Raw genomic sequence first — 19,243 nt, 5'->3', positions numbered from 1 at the left:
ACTATAATAAATGCAAAAAATGCATGGCCTGTACAAGTATCTGTCCAACAGGTGCAATTGTTTTTGCAGATAACGACAGGGAAAAGACCAGGTTACCGGCTGTTAATCTGGATGAATGTATTTTCTGCCGTTTTTGTGAGGAGAATTGTCCGGAAGGTGCAATATGTCTTACAAACAGGTTTGAACTGGCCCAGAAGAGCCGGGAAGCACTCCGCTCGTCGCCTTTGTACATTCAGGAGGACGAGGTCATGGGCCTTGAATATGAACTGCTGGGAAAACAGTTAAAGGAAAAAGTATATTCCAGGTTCGGGAAAAGTCTTCATATCAGGGAAGTGGATGCGGGCTCCTGTAATGGCTGCGATTACGAAATCAATGCACTGGGCAGTCCTTACAATGATATTGAGCGCTTCGGCATTCATTTTGTGGCCTCCCCCAGACATGCTGATATGCTTCTGGTTACAGGCTGCGTCTCAAGAAATATGGAGGAAGCGCTTATAAAGACGTATAATGCGGCACCTTCACCAAAGCTTGTTGTAGCAGTAGGTGCCTGTGCCTGCAGCGGCGGTATTTTCAAAAACAGCTATGCCGGGAAAAACGGTGTGGACAGGGTTTTGCCGGTGGATGTATACATACCTGGCTGTCCCCCTAGGCCCCAGGCAATAATTTATGGTATACTGAAGGCAATAGGCAGAATGTAGCAGAAAAGAATAATATTTATTGAATACTATTTTTTACTCGTATAAAATGTGTTTATTGTATATAGGTTGACTACATACGTCAACTGTGTGTAAAATAACTTTGCAAGAATTATATAATTCTGATTGTGCTGTACGATTGCCTCACAGCAGAATGTTGACGGAATACCGATAGGAGAAGGATATGGCTGAGCGATGTGAACTTTATGACAGAGAATGTATAGACTGCGGAGAATGCGACCTGTGTGATCTGGATCCGTCAAAACACTGTGATGATTGCGGCCGTTGCATAGAGGAGCCCGAAGATTATAGAAGCATTACCGTAGAAGATTTTTTCAAACAGAATGTTACCAAAGAACAGTTGAAGCGTATGGAAAAGAAGCTTTTGGAAAGACAAGCTGAAATTGAAGGAAAGCAGAAAGGTTAAATAATTGATGAGTCATGAGATTTACCTTGACAACAGTGCAACCACCAGGCCTTATGATGAAGTAGTTCAATATATTGTAGAAGTCAGCAGAAGTTATTACGGAAATCCGTCATCTCTTCACACAAAAGGTATTGAGGCCGAAAACCTCATAAAGAAGGCCAGGCTGCAGACAGCAAATGTATTAAGAGCAGATCCCAAAGAAATATATTTTACTTCGGGCGGTACCGAATCAAATAATCTGGCAGTGCTGGGCTATCTGCGCGCAAATCCCAGAGCCGGAAAACATATTATAACAAGTGAGATAGAGCATCCGTCAGTGCTTGAGGTTTTCAAGCATCTGGCTTCGGAAGGTTTTCGCGTAGATTACATTCCTGTCGATACCCGGGGAACAATAAAACTTGAGGCCCTCCGCAATACGGTTGACAGGGAGACCGCGCTCATGAGCTTTATGCTTGCCAATAATGAAGTTGGCGCAATACAGCCCGTTTCGGAAATTGTTAAAATAAGAAAAGAATTATGTCCTTCTGCGGTTATTCACATAGATGCAGTCCAGGCTTTTGGTAAACTCCCCATATATCCTGCCGGTATGAATATTGAACTTTTATCAATGAGTTCTCATAAAATTCACGGGCCTAAGGGAATTGGAGCTCTGTATGTCAAAAAAGGGGTAAGGATAAAGCCCATTTTACTTGGGGGCGGCCAGGAAACTGCTCTCAGATCCGGAACAGAAAATGTACCCGGAATTTGCGGGTTTGGTCTGGCAGCTGAAACAACTGCATCTGCCATGGAGGACAACCTCACTAAAGTAAGCGGTCTAAAGGAATTTTTTATCGGGAAGATAAAAGAAAATTTTGAGGATGCCGTCATAAATTCCTCTGATGAAGCTTTGCCTTATATTATAAATGTTTCATTCCCGAATTTGAAATCGGAAGTACTGCTGCATCACCTGGAACAGAAAGGAATCTTTGTTTCGACGGGTTCGGCCTGTTCCTCGCACAAGAGCAGCCAAAGTCATGTGCTCAAAGCTATGGGAGTTTCAGCAAAATATATCGACGGTGCGATTCGTTTTAGCTTATCGGCGCAAAATACACCGGAGGAATTGGATACAACCATCAATTCCTTAAAGGAAATCATACCAGTAATAAGTATAAAACACAGAGGGAAAGTTTAATAACAAAGTGAATAAACAGGCGCCGTCAATGGCTCGGGAGGGTTAAATGAAAAGAATTATTCTAGTGAGATATGGTGAGATAATACTTAAAGGTTTAAATAGACCGGTTTTTGAAGACAAGCTGATTGGAAACATCAGAAGTGCTATTTTAAAATCAGGCAATGCCAGGATTTTTAAATCCCAGGGCAGAATATATATTGAACCACAGGAAGAAAATTATGACTTTGATTTTGTTCTTCAGAAAATTACCAGAATATTTGGTGTGGTATCGGTGAGTCCTGTCTGGAAAATAGATACGGACTATGACCAAATTAAGGCGACGGCGCTAAAGGTGGCGTCCGACCTGGTTGTTCAATACGGATATAAAACCTTCAAACTGGAAACCAAAAGAGGAAATAAGAAATTCCCCATGCAGTCTCCTGAAATAAGTGCTGATTTGGGCGGATATATACTTGAGAATATTCCGGGGCTGACAGTGGATGTGAAGAACCCTGATTTCACAGTTCATTTGGAAGTTAGAGAAAGCTCCTATGTTTATTCAGATATAATTAAAGCTCACGGCGGGATGCCCATGGGTTCGAACGGGAAAGCAACGCTTCTGCTGTCAGGCGGTATTGACAGTCCGGTTGCAGGCTGGATGATGGGAAAAAGAGGCGTGGAAATTGAAGCCGTCCATTTTTACAGTTATCCTTACACCAGTGAAAGAGCCAAGCAAAAAGTGGTTGATCTGGCTCAGATATTGTCTCAGTATTGCGGCAAGTTTAAACTTCATGTGGTTCCGTTTACAGAGATACAGCTTGCAATAAATGACAATTGTCCTGAAGATCAGCTTACAATCATAATGAGACGAATTATGATGCGAATTGCCGAAATAATTGCACGTAAAACCAATTCAATGGCATTAATAACGGGAGAGAGCATGGGACAGGTGGCAAGCCAGACCATGCAAAGCCTGTATTGTACCGATTCGGCAGTTAATATGCCGGTGTTCAGGCCTTTGATAGGAATGGACAAGGTGGAGGTTATAGATATTGCAAGAAAAATAGATACGTTTGAAACCTCGATTTTACCATATGAGGATTGTTGTACCGTTTTTGTGGCCAAGCATCCGCAAACCAAACCAAAGCTTGAAAAAATAATGAAGTCGGAAGCAGCTGTTGATTTTGAACCGCTTATAGAGAGAGCGGTTGAAGCGACAGAGGTAATAGTGCTGAAACCTTGATTAGAGAGCAGGATATTAAATAATAGTAATTAGAGTAAAGAGAATAATATGAGTAAATGAGTTAATTTAACAAAAGCAGGTAAATGCAGGTCGGATATTTCAGGCAGCATAACACCTGCTTTTTTAATGTGAAATTTTGTTTAATTTTTGCACATTGATAATTATTACATTATGCTGTCGGTTTTAGAATTATATTGTAAAAAGGCAACATTATGTATTATTATGGTTTTAAGGAAACACAGATCCTGATCAACGGGGATAAATTGAATAAAACTTATTATTCAATACTGACAGGTTAATATTGATATGATGTAATGACCTCATAAGGTCGGGTAGGGGAGGATTAAAATATGAATATCACACATTTGTACAGTAATTTATACGAAGCAGTCTTTGATTGCAACGGTCATTATATTAAACAGGTTATTTACTTTATTTTGGAGGGCTCTAAAGCACTGCTTATAGACACAGGCTATAAGAGCGAGGCCGAAGAACTGAAAAGTTATTTTGACGAAAGGAATATTGAAGCAGAGAAATTTATTATCACCCATTATCATGACGACCATTTCACAGGCCTGAAAACATTCAGACAAAGCTGCCAAAAGCCTGTAATTATCGGTTCGGAGCAATTCAAAAAGACTCTTGAAAAAGATTACAGGGAGGATTTTCTGAACGACACCGAAATATACCCGACCGTACTAAGTGAAAATTTAACTTTTACCTTCGGCGGTCATAAAATCAGGTTTGAAGAAGCAAAAGGACATTCCCACTGCAGTATTCATACCATCCTGGATGAAAAGTATATTCATGTGGCAGATAACATCATATTTGACACAAACAATATTTCTTCATTGCCGTTACCCTGCGCAAGTATTAAAGACCATTTTGAAACACTCAGTCAGCTAAAAAAACATTCGGGCAAAAGTTTCATCGGATCTCACTTTGATTCGGGCGTCAACGGTCAGAAGGATATGCTAAAGGAAATTGAAGCAAGAATTATTTATATGCAGAGGATTCTGGACTATCAGGGAAAAGTTGAGTATGAGCTTATAAAAGATACGCTTCCGGTTGAATTCAGTCCCATATGGCACAAATTAATGCTTAAATATTATAAAGAACAAATGGCCTAGTTTATCATATATTGTATAAAATATTGTATAAAAATGGGCATTTTTGTGTTATTATGATTCTTATATACGAAAGACAAACGGGAGGTTAAATTCATAATGCTGTCAAAATACATAAAAAGGTTAGTGACTGGTTTTATGGTTACAACTTTATCCATAATTCTATCATCGGGCTTTTCGTATGCAGAAAATGCCGGCAAGGTAACAGTTACAGCCAGTATTTTAAATCTTCGTGAAACACCTGATACCTCTTCAAAAGTTCTGAGCCAATTAAAGAAAGGCAATCAGCTTAATGTTCTGGAGAATTCCAACGGTTGGTTCAAGGTAACTTCAGAGGGCTTAACCGGCTGGGTTTCAGGAAGTTATGTCAAAAAAATCGAAGAACAGACTGTTACTGTCCAATACGGCAAAATTACCGGTAATAATGTAAATCTGAGAAAAGGCCCCGGAACGGGTTATGGTGTCATTTCCCAGATGAACAAAGGCGATGTCCTGACTGTTACTGAGCCATCCGGCAGTTGGTATAAGGTGAAAACCTCTGGCGGTACTGTCGGCTGGGTAAGCAGCTCATACATATCACTGGATCAGGCAGTAAAGGAATCTTCAGATCAGGCGAAAAGTAAAACTGGAGATAAGATAAAAAGTGACACTGAAAATAAATCCACAAACGGACAAATAAATAAACCGGATAATAATCCGGCAGAAAAGAACGGGATGGATAATACCGAAGAAAAACAGACAGGTCAAATTGAAAGCGGATCTGTAAATACTCCGGAAAGCAAATCTCCTGAACTGTCCGGAAGCAATTTGACAAATGAAACTGTTATACCCGGTGAGTCTTCAGTATTGACAGGTTCCGAAATGTTATATATGGGAAATTTTACAGTTTCTGAACTGATAGATTATGCTCAAAGTCTGATTGGGGTAAAATATGTATATGGAGGCAATTCACCGGAAGAAGGTTTTGATTGTTCCGGATTTACCAAATATGTTTTTTCCCAGTTCGGCATAAATCTTGAACGGGTGGCTGCCGATCAGGCACAGCAGGGTATTGAGGTCGCCCAGGATGAATTATTGCCGGGGGATCTCGTATTTTCAGATACCGACGGAGGCAACAATTATATAAACCACGTTGGGATATATATAGGCAATGGGAAGTTTGTCAGTGCAACTTCGGGCTCTTTATCCGCAAAGGTAACTATATCCGAACTTAACAGCACATACTGGCAGGCTTCATATATGACCGCCAGAAGAATTTTTAAAACTGATTTTCCGGATGGAAAGATTTAATGTTATTATCAGGAGGTTACTACTCATGAGTCATACTTTAACAGAAGAAAACATAAAAAAATTACAGGAAGAATTAGAATACAGAATGACCGTTAAGAGGGCTGAAATTGCCAGGGAAAAATTAATAGCCGCAGAACACGGAGACAGGTCTGAAAATGCCGAATATAAGGAAGCCTGTGAGAGATATACTGCAAATGACAATAGAATCCAGGAGTTGTTAAATATTATTTCCACTGCAATTGTCGTCGACGGCAGCAGTCAGGACAAATCGGTGCTGGGTATCAACAGCAGAGCAAGGATAAGATTCGTTGACGATGATGATGAAACTGTTATAACCCTGGTAACCACTATGGATATAGATCCTGCCAAAATGCGTATAAGTATAGAATCCGATCTTGGAAAGGCTCTGACGGGTAAAAAAGCCGGAGCAGTTGTAGAAGTCGATGCTCCCAGCGGAAAATACCCGGTTGAAATATTGGAAATATTGTAGAACGGTAATTTTGAGAATGACCTTTGGAAGGGATAGCTGGAAAAGAAAAATGAATAGAGAAGTATATAAAAAAATTGAAAATCATATGCTGGAGACTATGGATGACAGCGCTCATGACAGGGAACATATTTATAGAGTACTGTATATGGCTTTGGATATTGCAAAGCATGAAAGCAATGTGGATATGGAAGTCCTGATTGCCGCCTGTTTACTTCATGATATCGGAAGAAAGGAGCAGTATCTCAATCCTGCTTTATGCCATGCTCGGGTCGGCAGTGAAAAAGCGTATAGATATTTGTTGTATTGCGGCTTTCCGGAACAAAAGGCCTCTCATATTAAAGAATGCATTTTATCCCACAGGTACAGAAGCGATAATCCTCCCGAAAGTATAGAAGCTAAAATATTATTTGATTCCGACAAACTTGATGCAACAGGTACCCTTGGCATTGCAAGAACATTGTTTTACAATGCGCTGATATCAGAACCATTATATTCTGTTGATGGGAATGGTAACGTTCTGGATGGGCAACATGATAAAGTTCCTTCTTTTTTTCGTGAATATAAATACAAATTGGAAAACATATATGATAAGTTTTATACAGACAGAGCCGCTCAAATAGCCCGGGAAAGACAGCTTTCGGCCGTTTCTTTTTATGAGAATATGCTCAGAGAGGTTAAGGCTTGTTACATTAATGGAATCCCGGATTTAAAAAGCATATTGGAATAAGTATTCAGGAAACTTTTTAGTTTCAGGATTTTTTCATTGGAAAAATTAAATCATTGACTAATTATATAAGATTGATTATAATACATTAAATTAACGCGTTATGCTAATTAATTTCTTTACAATATTCTTTAAAAGTAATGATTGAGAAGGAGTAGGAATAAAGTGACCTGACAGAGAGTTCCCGGAAGGTGAGAGGGGCGTGGAAGCATATTCCGAATACATCTTATGAACTGCACACCAAAAGGATTTGATCCGAGTAGGCTGATGCCGGAAGCTTGCACCCGTTATAGTGCTAGAGTATATACCTTGTTTTTATTTGGCCGCATTATTCCGCTGTTTATTGAATTGTGCTGCTGGCACAGGCATTGTACTTGAAAAGGTTTGTGCCGTGAGGCACTAATAAATTGAGGTGGTAACACGGAGTAACAGCTCTCGTCCTCTGATTTTATATCGGAGGAGGGGGCTTTTTTATTTGCGCAATTGCGCAAATATGACATAATTACAGGAATTAACGGGTTAAACAGTGGTAATCCACTGATTTAATACATTACAATTTATTTATGGAGGCAGCATATGAAGTCAAGAAAAGAAATACCCGCGGCAAAAGGTCAAATTGAAACTGGGAACATTGCCGAGCAACTGAAAATAATTCTGAAAGGAGTTGAAGAAATAATAGGGCTTGAAGACTTGAGCAAAAAGCTTCAGAAATCGAGTGAAACAGGCAGGCCGCTGATCATCAAGCTTGGTCTCGATCCATCCGCACCTGATATACATTTGGGGCACGCTGTGGTGCTGAGAAAAATTAAGCAGTTTCAGGATATGGGACACAAAGCGGTCATAATCATCGGTGATTTTACCGGAATGATCGGTGATCCCACGGGAAGATCCAAAACCCGTAAACAATTGACCAGGGATGAAGTGATAGAAAATGCTTTGACTTACCAGAACCAGATTTTTAAAATTCTGGACAAGGACAAGACCCAAGTAAGATTTAACAGTGAATGGCTGTCAAAGCTCGACTTTACAGCGGTTATTCAGCTTGCTGCCAGGTGTACTGTTGCAAGGATGCTGGAGAGAGAGGACTTCAAGAACAGGTTTAAGGAACATGAAAGCATCGGTATTCATGAATTTTTTTATCCGTTGATGCAGGGTTACGATTCTGTAGAGCTGGGTGCAGATGTTGAAATAGGAGGCACTGAGCAAAGATTCAACATACTGATGGGCAGAGGCCTGCAGAAGGATTACGGGCAGGAAAGCCAGGCAGCTTTATTCATGCCCATACTTGAAGGGATTGACGGAGTGGAGAAAATGAGTAAAAGTCTTGGAAACTACGTGGGGATAAACGAGGCTCCGGAGCAGATGTTCGGAAAGTTGATGTCCATACCCGATAACCTGATAATCAGATACTTTGAACTGGCAACCGATATTCACCCCGATGAGCTGAAGATTTTGCAGGATCAAATAGACAATGAAAAAGTTAATCCCAGGGATGTAAAGCTGAGCCTGGCTGCTGAAATTACAAAGCTTTACCACGGGGCTGACACTGCCCAAAGGGCTGCAGAGAATTTCACAAAAGTATTTCAGAAACGCGAAATGCCTGAGAATATTCCCGAATTCACAATAGCTGAAACCGATGTTTTAGCGGATGAAACAGGTATAGATATAATAAAATTATTGGTTTCAGCAAAACTTGTCTCCAGCAACAGTGAAGCAAGAAGATTGGTAACTCAGGGAGGAGTCAGGGTCAACGGAGCAAAGCAAACTGACTTTTCCGGAATAACTCTGAGAGAAGGAGACATTATTCAGGCAGGAAAGCTCAAGTTTATAAAGTTAAAATTTTAGGATAACAGTTACTGAAAATTTTAATTGAAGCTTTAAAATTAATTGCGAGAGGTAATTTCATATGGATTCAGACGGGTATTATTACAAGCCGCTGCCGAGGATATTGTCAAAACAATCATCGCAGCGGCTTGTAAAATTTTCACAATATTTAAAACCTACTTAATCAATAGAAATATTATCAGAACCTTAATAATATTATAGTACAGGTATATAGAAAAATACAGTTGGGATAAACATGAAGATACCGATTGACAGTAAAAAATTAGACCATATAAGTATGCTGATTAAAAGCAGGCGAAGGACAGTATTGTTCTGCATTGCCTTCATTATAGTTGTTGCAGTGACTGTAAACTTAATATCTTTATTAAATTCATGCAGGAAACTTTCATATGACTATTTTTACGACGGTGTTTATATGGATGGAATAAAACTTGCCGGTTTATCCAAAGCAGAAGCTCTCAGGCAACTTGAAATGGAATTTCAAAGGAACTATAAGCAGACCTCAATAGATTTGCTCTATGAAGATAATACCTGGACTATACCCTTGAGCAGTATTGATTTTAATTTTGATTTTGAAGCCGCAATAAATAACGCATACAAACTGGGACGGTCAGGCAGTTGGTTCAACAGGATAAAAACTATCAAGCAGTTAAAAAAGACACCTGTTAACCTTGTGGTGGGGGCAAAATATGACAGGGCGAAACTCAATAAATATCTGACAAAAATAAAAAGACAGATTGATTTTTCAGCTTCAAACTCCACATACGATTATAATTGTGGTAAAATAATATATACGAGCGATGTAAACGGCAAAAAACTTGATATTGATACAAATACAAAGTTGATAGAGGGCAGGCTGTTAAACAGGGATTTTAGTGATATCTGTCTGTCTATAGAGATAATTAAACCATTAATTACCCTTGCGGATGTAAAGGAGATAAAAGATGTTCTGGGTGTTTTCACTACCAGATTCAGCTCCTATAATTACAGCAGAGCTCACAATATAGAGCTGGCAGGCAAAAAAATAAATAATTATTTAGTGCTTCCGGGAGAAGAATTCTCAATGGATTATGCTCTTGGTCCCAGAACTCCTTCGAATGGCTACATGCAGGCACCCATAATAATGAGAAACCGGTTTGTGGCAGGAACCGGCGGAGGTGTCTGTCAGGTGGCTACAACCTTGTATAATGCAATTTTGTTATCATATATGGAGGTTACGAAACGGGTACATCATTCAATTCCTCTGGGCTATGTTCCTCCAGGCCAGGATGCAACAATTTCTGAAGGATACATAGACTTGAAATTTAGGAATAACAGGGATTATACTATTTGTATTGCAACTGAAGTAAGAGACAGTACTATTACAGTAAAAATTATTGGCAGAAAAAAGCCAGGAGAGTCACTTAATGCTGTATTGCGCCCGGTTATTGTAGAGGAATACAATCCACCCGAGCCGGAATATGTTATTAATAATAGTCTGTCAAATGACGAAGTACAAATAAGAGTAAAAGAAAGAAAAGGTTTTAAAGTAGTTTTATACAGAGATACCTACAACGAGCAGAGAGCATTAATTAACAGTGAAGTTATCAGTCAGGATATATATAAACCGGTGCGGGGACAGCTTGCTGTAAGTAAAAAAACATATGAATCCCTGAAGAATAATTAGGATGATGCTGATTTCAAAGTTTAAATTATAAAATATACATATGATTAGGGGTATGTCGTAATGAATGATTTACTTTATAACAAAAAAGTTATGTGTCCTGTTTGCAACAGAGAAATACAAGTAACCAAGGTCAAAACCAAGGGGTGCAAGGTTAAAGCAAGAGATACTGATATGTGTGTGCATTATGAAGACTTAAATGTACTTTTTTATGATGTATGGGTTTGTGAAAATTGCGGGTATGCCGCCCTTCAAGACAAATTCGAGGGATTGTTTACCAGAGATATTGCTGCAATAAAGGATAAAATATCAAAGAACTGGGTAAAAAGAAGCTTTACAGGTGAAAGAGACGTAGACAAGGCTATTGAGGCATTTAAGCTTGCACTTTTGAACTTGAAAGTTAGAAATGCAAAATCCAGTGAGCTTGCCAAGGTTTGCCTCAGAATTGCATGGCTTTACAGAGATAAAGAGGATACAAAAAAAGAAACCGAGTTTTTGAATTTTGCATTAAATTCCTACAATGATGCTTATTCCAAGGAACGGTTCCCTCTGGACAAGCTGGATGAATTTACCTGTATGTACATAATTGCCGAGCTTTTCAGAAGAGTGGGCAAGCTGGATGAATCCATACAATGGTTCAGCCGTATAGTAGCATCACCGCAAGCCCGAAGCAATCCAAAACTAATAGATATGGCACGTGACCAGTATCAGCTGGCAAAGGACCAGCTGGCTGAGGCAAATGCCTAAAGGAGATATGTTGTTATAATGGAAGCCGGTAAAGTACCGAATGAAGTTTTAGATAAAATTGTTCTTAGTAAATTAAATAAAATCCGAAAGGATATTATCCTCAGACCGGGAATAGGTGAAGATTGTACTGCAATTGACTTCGGAGACTACGCCTGTATTCTTTCCACCGACCCCATAACCGGTGCGGCAAATGATATCGGGCAGCTTTCTGTGCATATATCCTGCAATGATATAGCTTCCTGCGGGGTGCCACCCTTAGGTCTCATGGTGACAATCCTGTGTCCTGTGGGCACCAGCGAAGCGGAACTTGAAAAGGTCATGGATCAGATATCGGAGACTGCTGCCGGGCTGAATGTTGAAATTATCGGCGGTCATACCGAAGTGACCTCCGCAGTTAATAAAATAGTCATATCTTCAACCTGTATCGGAAAAGCGCCTAAGAACAGGGTGGTTTCCTCAAGAGGTGCAAAACCGGGTGACAGTGTTATTATTACAAAAAGCGCAGGCCTGGAGGGCACTGCAATAATTGCAAATGACCTGGAACACAGGATATCTGATAAATTGTCAGGAGAACAGCTTGAGCGGGCAAAAGGCTTTATGGCTTCCATAAGCGTTGTTAATGAAGGTGTAATTGCCGGAGAGTTCGGAGCAACTGCAATGCATGATATAACCGAGGGCGGCGTACTTGGTGCAGCCTGGGAGGTTGCGGAAGCATCCGGCACCGGTATAATTATTGACAAGGACAAAATTCCGGTTGATGAAGTGACAGCCCTGATTTGCGAGTCGCTGGACCTGGATGTGCTCAAGCTCATATCCTCCGGCTGCATGCTGATTACCTGCAAGCAGGGAGAAGAGCTCTGCCGCACACTTGAAAATAATAATATCAAGGCCACAATAATTGGTTCAATTACAGCCGACAAAAATGAAAAAATATTAATCAGTAAAAAGGAAGGCTCACTTAAGGTGATTGAACCTCCGGGGGCCGATGAATTATATAAAGTAATATGATTTTCACAGAATACTCAAATTGAATTGGGTATTCTGTATTTATATAACGAAAATATCGGCTTTGCACTATAGAATTGATAAAATAAATTTGCGTAATGAATTACCCTTGTATAAATATGTAGTTTTATAAAAACTTTTGCATATTTCATGCATATTCAATTGACATTCCTTATTCAATTTTATTATAATTTTAATAGGAGTCTTTCCTGGGAATACAAATATATTCTCCTGAAAGACTTTCTGAGAATAAACTAATATGTCAACATATCTTTGACAGGAGTGGAGGTAAATTTTGTACAATATTGATACAATAAAAGAAATGGACCCTCAGGTGGCTGAGGCTATAGAACTGGAAGTTAACAGACAGAGAAACAAGATCGAGTTGATTGCATCCGAAAACTTTGTAAGCAATGCGGTTATGGAAGCACTCGGAACTCCTTTGACAAACAAATATGCCGAGGGCTATCCCGGAAAAAGATATTACGGCGGCTGCGAGCATGTTGATATAGTTGAGCAATTGGCCATAGACAGGGCAAAAGAAATTTTTGGTGCAGAACATGCAAATGTTCAGCCCCATTCAGGAGCACAGGCAAATTCAGCTGTTTATTTTGCTTTTCTGAATCCCGGCGATACCATTCTGGGAATGAATCTGGCTCATGGCGGTCATTTAAGCCACGGAAGCCCTGTCAATATATCAGGTAAGTACTACAAGGTTGTACCCTATGGTGTAAGGGAAGACAACTGCTATATCGACTATGAGGAATTGAGAAACATTGCAAAAGCAAATACACCTAAAATTATCGTAGCAGGTGCCAGTGCATATTCTCGAACTCTGGATTTCAAGGCTTTCAGGGAAATAGCAGATGAAGTTGGCGCAATTTTAATGGTAGACATGGCCCACATTGCCGGTCTGGTTGCAGCGGGTGTTCATCCGAGTCCGGTTCCCTATGCCGACATCGTGACTACAACCACACACAAGACCTTGAGAGGACCAAGAGGAGGTATGATCCTCTGCAAGCAGGAATATGCAAAGAAGATAGACAGTGCGGTATTCCCTGGAAATCAGGGCGGTCCGTTAATGCATGTCATAGCTGCAAAAGCTGTCAGCTTTAAGGAAGCACTTTCCGATGATTTCAAAACCTATCAGAAAAATATAGTTAAAAATGCAAAGGCTTTATCGGAGGCTCTTATGAACAAGGGCTTCAAGCTGGTCTCAGACGGTACCGACAATCACCTGATGCTGGTTAACCTGACAAACATGAATATTACAGGTAAGGAAGCGCAGCATAAGCTGGATGAAGTATTTATTACCTGCAACAAAAACGGAATTCCTTTTGATACACAAAGTCCGTTCATAACAAGCGGTATCAGGCTGGGAACTCCGGCAGTTACCTCAAGAGGAATGAAGGAAGAAGATATGAGAGAGATTGCAGATCTCATATTCCTTACGATTACTGATTTTGAAAACTCACAGAACAGAATCCGCAGCAGGGTTCAGGTTCTTTGCGGCAAATATCCCCTATACGCATAATACCTTATATGCATAATAAAAAAACGGAGAATGACCTATGGATATAAAATTAGGATTTGTTGGAACGGGAAACATGGGCTCGGCACTGATAAAAAGTCTTGTAAAAACAAACTTTTTACCTGCAGATAAAATATCCATGTTTGACGTTGACAAGAACAAAATGGAACAGCTTAAAAATGGAACCGGAATAAACTACTTCGGAACCGCAAAGGAACTGGTACAGTGGTCGGATATAATAGTCCTGGCTGTGAAGCCCAACATCCTGAAAAATGTCCTGGAGGAGCTGAAGCCTGTCATTGACAGCAAAAAAGTTATAGTTTCCTTTGCGGTGGGTATTCCTGTCAGTTTCTACGAGGATATTATCGGAACCGATAAAAAGATAGTACGTTCCATGCCCAACACTCCTGCAATGGTAGGGGAGGGCATGACACTGATCTGTCATAATCCCAACGTGACTGAGCTGGAGTTTGGCATAGTAAAGCAGATGTTTGACTGTGCGGGTAAATGTGAATCTCTTAATGAAAAACTCATGAACGAAGTCACAGCGCTTACCGGCAGCAGCCCCGCATACGTATTCATGTTTATTGAAGCCTTGGCCGACGGTGCCGTACTTTCGGGCATACCCAGGGACATGGCTTACAGGCTTGCTGCTCAGGCAGTACTTGGCTCTGCAAAAATGGTTCTGGAAACAGGGCTGCATCCCGGAATACTAAAGGATCAGGTTTGTTCCCCTGGAGGAACAACTATTGAGGCGGTAAGCGCACTTGAAAAGAATGGTTTCAGGTACACGGTTATGGATGCCATGAATGAGTGTACAAAAAAAGCAAGGTTTATCGGTGAGGTATATAACAAGAAGTAATATATGAAAAACCTCAAATCTGGTTATCTTTTTATCCGGATTTGAGGTTCTTCAATTTCATAACGCCATATATTCTTTATTCATCCTCTTTAGTTACTGCAGACTCAGAGGAGCCGAAATCCGCAAGCGGATTCTTACTGACCGCATCCCTGAGCTGCTGTTGATCAAGGTGAGTATAAATTTCTGTAGTTGCAATACTTTGATGGCCCAGGAGCTCCTGGAGGGCTCTGATATCAACATTGCCATACTTATACATAAGAGTTGCGGCAGTATGCCTGAGCTTGTGGGTAGAATACCTTTGAGGATCAAGTCCGGCTTCCTTTATGTATTTCTTTACGATTTTCTGAACCGACTCCTTGCTTATACGTTGCTTATGGCCGCTGATAAACAATGCATTTTTATCCTTGATGCCATTGACAGGCCGGACTTTCATATATTCGGCAATAGCCTGAACACATGCGTTATTAAGTGGAATACTGCGTTCCTTGTCACCTTTGCCTATAACAGTCAAAGTATTATTTTTTATATTGCTGAGATTTATTCCGACAAGTTCGGATAGTCGTATCCCACAATTGAGGAATATGGTCAGAATGGCATAGTCACGTACCGAATTCGGACCTTCAACGGTGGAAACCGAGGTCAGCAGTTTTTTACTCTCTTCAACATTTAAATATCTGGGCAATCTTTTTATTATTTTCGGGGACTCCAGCTCGCCGGTAGGATTGTTGTCAAGAAGCTTTGCCTTGGTATTAAGGTAGTTGAAAAAGGTTTTCAGGCTTGCAACCTTTCTTGCCCGGGCATGAGAGGTGTTGTCGCGGTTATTGCTTACAAAGGACATATAGGAATACAAATCGCTTAAAGTAACTGTCCTCAGCAGTGCAGCATCAACATCCAGGATACCGATCTCATCGAATTCCATTTTTTTATCTGCCAGGTTTCTATGCAATTTAAGGAACCGGAAAAAGACCCTCAAATCATAAAAATAAACCTGAACAGTATTAATAGATTTACCTTTAATAGTCTGAAGGTAATTAAGAAAATCTCTCAAAATATCAGGCATTTCATAATCTGTTAAACTTTTCATCTAAAAAACCTCAAAATATCATAATATATTATAAAAATTGTAATAAATATATAGTATTTTCTTCCAAATTTGACCCATATTGTTTATATATTTGCCCATATTTTACTAATTTTGTTAACAAACTATTGCCTAATTACTTTTATATTGTTATTATTTATAGGTCAAATATTAAAAAATGAATTATGAAACCGGATTGAATATATTATTTAATTATACCATCAATCTCCTTATAAAATAAATAGTTTGCTTGCAGCAATCTTTACAGAAGGATGATATATTGGAAAGGTTTTATAAAATGAATTTGGAAAGGATCATCGATGAAGGACTTACTTATAATTAAGAAAAAAATTAACAGGTTACGTCAGGAGATAAACGAGAGGATTGCAGAAGGCGATGAGCTTAGCGACGAGGACATCCTGTCACTCAGCGAACACCTGGACATGCTGATAAATCAGTGGTATAAGCATGTCCAGCTCAGAGGCAGGGTAGGGCATTAAGCCAAATACCATTAACAATCGTCTTCGTATAAATTTTTACAGGAGAAATTATATTCAATAAAAAATTTATCATCAAATTTCTCAATAGGCTCGGGACCCCTCATTATATGTCTTTCGATCTGCAGTACTCCGTCAGGGTCGGCCTTTACTCTCCAGTCCACCATCATTATTTTCCCCTCAATAATTTCAATTCCGGTAATACCTTTTGAATGAATGCAGCAACCGGTATTAAAGTAAGGCAGTTCATGTTCCTTCGGGAATTTCTGTCTGTGTGTATGGCCGCAGATCAGCATGGTTTTGTGCCTTAGGATCCATTTTTTATAGGTTCTCTCTATTTTATGTCTTTTGAAATGATTTCTGGCTGGACTCGAAGGATTTTGGAAGCCCACAACGTGCATAAACCTCCAGAAATATCTCAGCAGAAACATATTAATAACCCAGAGCTGATCATTCATCAGATCACCCTGATGCCCATGAACGATCAGTATTTCCTGTCCGGTACCTTTTTGCTTGAGTACCAGAGCCTCTATAGGGGTCAGTCCGACAAAAAGATCATGTATATCCTGGGTATAATCATCATAAAACTTATAAAAATTTTTACGGACGTACTCTTTATTTTTTAAATAAATATTATGATTTCCGTACAACATGATTAATTTTTTATTGTCATGTAATTTTTTTAGTATTGAAAACACGTCACTGTGAGCTAATCTGATATGTTTGAATTTGGGATATTCCCAAAGTTCATCCCCGTCTCCGACTTCAATATAGACATAATCATTTTCATAATAATACTCCAGTGCCCTTAAAAGTATATTTTGGTTTCTGCTGAATTCATCGGATACGCTGTCGTCACCTCTATGACAATCACTGAAGAAAATGAATCTGGAGTTTTCATCAAAATACTGAACTTTTGCATTTTTATATGCTTCCATAAGTTTTTTGTCTGTAAACATTTTTCCTCCCAAAATTAAAGTCATTAAATAAACACTATTCAGGAAAATCTTATTCAATATTATTTGTAACTTTATTTCAATAATACCTTATGATTAAGCAATTTATAGTACATTTTTCTGACATGCAACTTATATTGGAACAAATAAAATAATATTTTATAAAAAATTTAAAAAAAATATTGTTAAATTATAACATTAATGGTAATATGTTATTAAGTTATTTTGTTTATTTTTGACATATTAAATAAATAAAACATAAATACAATTTATTTAAGCCATTAAACTTTGTTTATTTACCGACTTAATAACATTTTATTTGACAGCTATGTTTAGACTTGAGAACTTCATATGTGACAGCTATGAATTGACTTAACAACTTTCTATTTGACAGCTACGAACTGACTTAATGACTTTCTACCTTACAGCTATGTATTTACCTAATGACTTTCATTTGACAACTTGTATGGCTTAATAACTTTCGCCAATTCCCAGGGTTCATACAAAGGAAAAAAATTTAAAGCTTGGTTTATGACTTACAAAAGCGCGCGTTTACTAGTTTATCCAGACTGAATTATTACATCTTTTTGCACTGCGAGAAAAGTAAACTGCTTTTTTATTGCGCCTAAAATGTAAGTATTGTCCTCTTGTACCATGTTAAACCGGCAGAATCTTTGATTATACAATAGGAAGGTTGCTAGATTTTTCAAAGATACACTGAAAAACCAATTAGCCAATAAGTATTAAGGAGGTGGAATATTTATTCCGTTAACAATCAGTAAATCAATAAATTTCTCTGATATTAGCGGGTTATTAATAACGGCACGTTGGCTTTCATGTAAATAAAAAAAATGGAGGTTTACAAATGCGTAGAAAGTCTTTATCTTTATTATTGGTACTGGTAATGATGATAACATTACTAGGTTCCCAACTCACTGCTTTTGCAGCAGACTCAGGTATTTCGGTCCAGTTCAATAATGGAAATGCATCGTCGTCATCAAATTCGATATATGCAAAATATAAAGTAACGAATAATACTGGCGCGCCATTAAATCTTGCTGACCTGAAACTGAGATATTACTATACCATAGATGAGGAAAAACAGCAGAATTTCTGGTGTGACCATGCCGGAATGATGAATGGATACAACTATGTTGATGTTACAAGTAAAGTAACAGGAACGTTTGTTAAAATGAGTCAAACCACCAGCACGGCAGATTATTATTTTGAGGTTGGATTTGCCAGTGATGCCGGAACTCTGGCAAGCGGATCATATATTGAGGTCCAGACCAGAGTAGCAAGAGCTGACTGGACTAATTATAACCAATCAAATGACTACTCCTACAAGTTATCAGGTTCATATGTGGACTGGAATCAGGTGACTGCATATAAGGGCGGCACCCTTGTATTCGGAATAGAACCAATCCAGGTCAATACACCTTCCATTTCTCCGACAACTTCAACTTTTGTTCAGGGAAATGCATCTGATATAACTGTATCCCTTACTCCCAACGGGAGTACCTTCAGGGGAGTAACCGGTCTGACACAGGGTACTGACTACACTCTGTCAGGTAATACCGTGGTGATTTCAAAGAATTATCTCAACACTCTTTCTGCAGGCACAAAGGCACTTACCTTTGATTTTGGTGCGGCTGTCAATCCTGTATTGACCCTTACAATCCAACCAAGGCAGGAAGGTCTTGGAGTAGTAGTGGGTACAGCATCGGGCAAGTCCGGAGATACTGTTACCATACCAGTTACATTTAAAGATGTAACTAAAGTTAATAATGTAGGAACCTGTAACTTCTACCTGGGCTATGATACAACCCTTCTGGAGGCTGTATCCGTTGAAGCAGGTCCTATCGTTACCAACGCAGCTACCAATTTCTCAAGTGCCATCAACAACGGAA

18 protein-coding genes are annotated in these 19,243 nt (G+C 39.2%); 16 read left to right on the top strand and 2 right to left on the bottom strand.

Annotation, left to right across the window (positions count from 1 at the left end):
* The 14 genes from nuoB to proC form a co-directional block, all read left to right on the top strand.
* A partial coding sequence (gene nuoB / locus CTER_RS00090) for an NADH-quinone oxidoreductase subunit NuoB (RefSeq protein WP_004622722.1) occupies nt 1-698 on the top strand: 698 nt, incomplete at its 5' end.
* Nucleotides 699-879: 181 nt separating this feature from the next.
* Nucleotides 880-1,122 carry a hypothetical protein gene (locus CTER_RS00085; protein ID WP_004622719.1) on the top strand — a complete coding sequence of 81 codons (243 nt, stop codon included), beginning with the start codon at nt 880-882 and terminating at the stop codon, nt 1,120-1,122.
* A gap of 7 nt (nt 1,123-1,129) precedes the next feature.
* A complete protein-coding gene (locus CTER_RS00080; protein WP_004622723.1) occupies nt 1,130-2,293 on the top strand; it encodes a cysteine desulfurase family protein in 1,164 nt (387 codons plus the stop codon).
* 46 nt (nt 2,294-2,339) lie between these two features.
* Nucleotides 2,340-3,515, top strand: a complete 1,176-nt coding sequence (gene thiI / locus CTER_RS00075) for a tRNA uracil 4-sulfurtransferase ThiI (RefSeq protein ID WP_004622730.1) — start codon at nt 2,340-2,342, stop codon at nt 3,513-3,515.
* 350 nt (nt 3,516-3,865) lie between these two features.
* Nucleotides 3,866-4,645: an MBL fold metallo-hydrolase gene (locus CTER_RS00070; RefSeq protein WP_004622729.1), complete on the top strand. Its 780-nt coding sequence runs from the start codon at nt 3,866-3,868 to the stop codon at nt 4,643-4,645.
* 96 nt (nt 4,646-4,741) lie between these two features.
* Complete coding sequence (locus tag CTER_RS00065; RefSeq protein ID WP_004622724.1) at nt 4,742-5,932, top strand: C40 family peptidase; 1,191 nt, start codon at nt 4,742-4,744, stop codon at nt 5,930-5,932.
* A gap of 25 nt (nt 5,933-5,957) precedes the next feature.
* A complete protein-coding gene (gene greA, locus CTER_RS00060; RefSeq protein ID WP_004622728.1) occupies nt 5,958-6,422 on the top strand; it encodes a transcription elongation factor GreA in 465 nt (154 codons plus the stop codon).
* Nucleotides 6,423-6,471: 49 nt separating this feature from the next.
* Nucleotides 6,472-7,149 carry an HD domain-containing protein gene (locus CTER_RS00055; RefSeq protein WP_004622717.1) on the top strand — a complete coding sequence of 226 codons (678 nt, stop codon included), beginning with the start codon at nt 6,472-6,474 and terminating at the stop codon, nt 7,147-7,149.
* A 573-nt stretch (nt 7,150-7,722) separates the two neighbouring features.
* Entirely contained in the window at nt 7,723-8,991 is a 1,269-nt protein-coding gene (tyrS, locus tag CTER_RS00050) for a tyrosine--tRNA ligase (RefSeq protein ID WP_004622733.1), read from the top strand.
* 235 nt (nt 8,992-9,226) lie between these two features.
* Nucleotides 9,227-10,657, top strand: coding sequence for a VanW family protein (locus CTER_RS00045; protein ID WP_004622727.1), 1,431 nt, complete (start codon nt 9,227-9,229; stop codon nt 10,655-10,657).
* Nucleotides 10,658-10,717: 60 nt separating this feature from the next.
* Nucleotides 10,718-11,401, top strand: coding sequence for a DUF2225 domain-containing protein (locus CTER_RS00040; RefSeq protein ID WP_004622731.1), 684 nt, complete (start codon nt 10,718-10,720; stop codon nt 11,399-11,401).
* Between the two features lie 18 nt (nt 11,402-11,419).
* The gene (locus CTER_RS00035; RefSeq protein ID WP_004622718.1) at nt 11,420-12,409 is read left to right on the top strand and encodes an AIR synthase family protein; all 990 of its coding nucleotides are present in this window, start codon (nt 11,420-11,422) and stop codon (nt 12,407-12,409) included.
* 292 nt (nt 12,410-12,701) lie between these two features.
* On the top strand, nt 12,702-13,940 hold the full coding sequence (locus CTER_RS00030; protein ID WP_004622725.1) for a serine hydroxymethyltransferase: 1,239 nt from the start codon (nt 12,702-12,704) through the stop codon (nt 13,938-13,940).
* Nucleotides 13,941-13,977: 37 nt separating this feature from the next.
* The gene (gene proC / locus CTER_RS00025) at nt 13,978-14,799 is read left to right on the top strand and encodes a pyrroline-5-carboxylate reductase (RefSeq protein WP_004622734.1); all 822 of its coding nucleotides are present in this window, start codon (nt 13,978-13,980) and stop codon (nt 14,797-14,799) included.
* 76 nt (nt 14,800-14,875) lie between these two features.
* Here the strand turns inward: proC and CTER_RS00020 are convergent, their stop codons facing one another.
* Complete coding sequence (locus tag CTER_RS00020; RefSeq protein ID WP_004622732.1) at nt 14,876-15,883, bottom strand: tyrosine recombinase XerC; 1,008 nt, start codon at nt 15,881-15,883, stop codon at nt 14,876-14,878.
* 317 nt (nt 15,884-16,200) lie between these two features.
* On the opposite strand from CTER_RS00020, the gene CTER_RS00015 reads away from it, so the two are divergent.
* Nucleotides 16,201-16,380, top strand: coding sequence for an aspartyl-phosphate phosphatase Spo0E family protein (locus tag CTER_RS00015; protein ID WP_004622726.1), 180 nt, complete (start codon nt 16,201-16,203; stop codon nt 16,378-16,380).
* A gap of 11 nt (nt 16,381-16,391) precedes the next feature.
* Here CTER_RS00015 and CTER_RS00010 read toward each other — a convergent pair whose 3' ends face one another.
* Nucleotides 16,392-17,336: a metallophosphoesterase family protein gene (locus CTER_RS00010; protein WP_004622720.1), complete on the bottom strand. Its 945-nt coding sequence runs from the start codon at nt 17,334-17,336 to the stop codon at nt 16,392-16,394.
* Nucleotides 17,337-18,198: 862 nt separating this feature from the next.
* Here CTER_RS00010 and CTER_RS00005 point away from each other — a divergent pair.
* Nucleotides 18,199-19,243: cellulose binding domain-containing protein (locus tag CTER_RS00005; protein WP_004622721.1), on the top strand; the 1,045-nt coding region annotated here is incomplete at its 3' end.

The organism is Ruminiclostridium cellobioparum subsp. termitidis CT1112, assembly GCF_000350485.1.
Taxonomy (GTDB): Bacteria; Bacillota; Clostridia; order Acetivibrionales; family DSM-1351; genus Ruminiclostridium; species Ruminiclostridium termitidis.
Note: the sequence above shows the minus strand (reverse complement) of the source record. Positions and strands in the feature narration are given on the sequence as shown.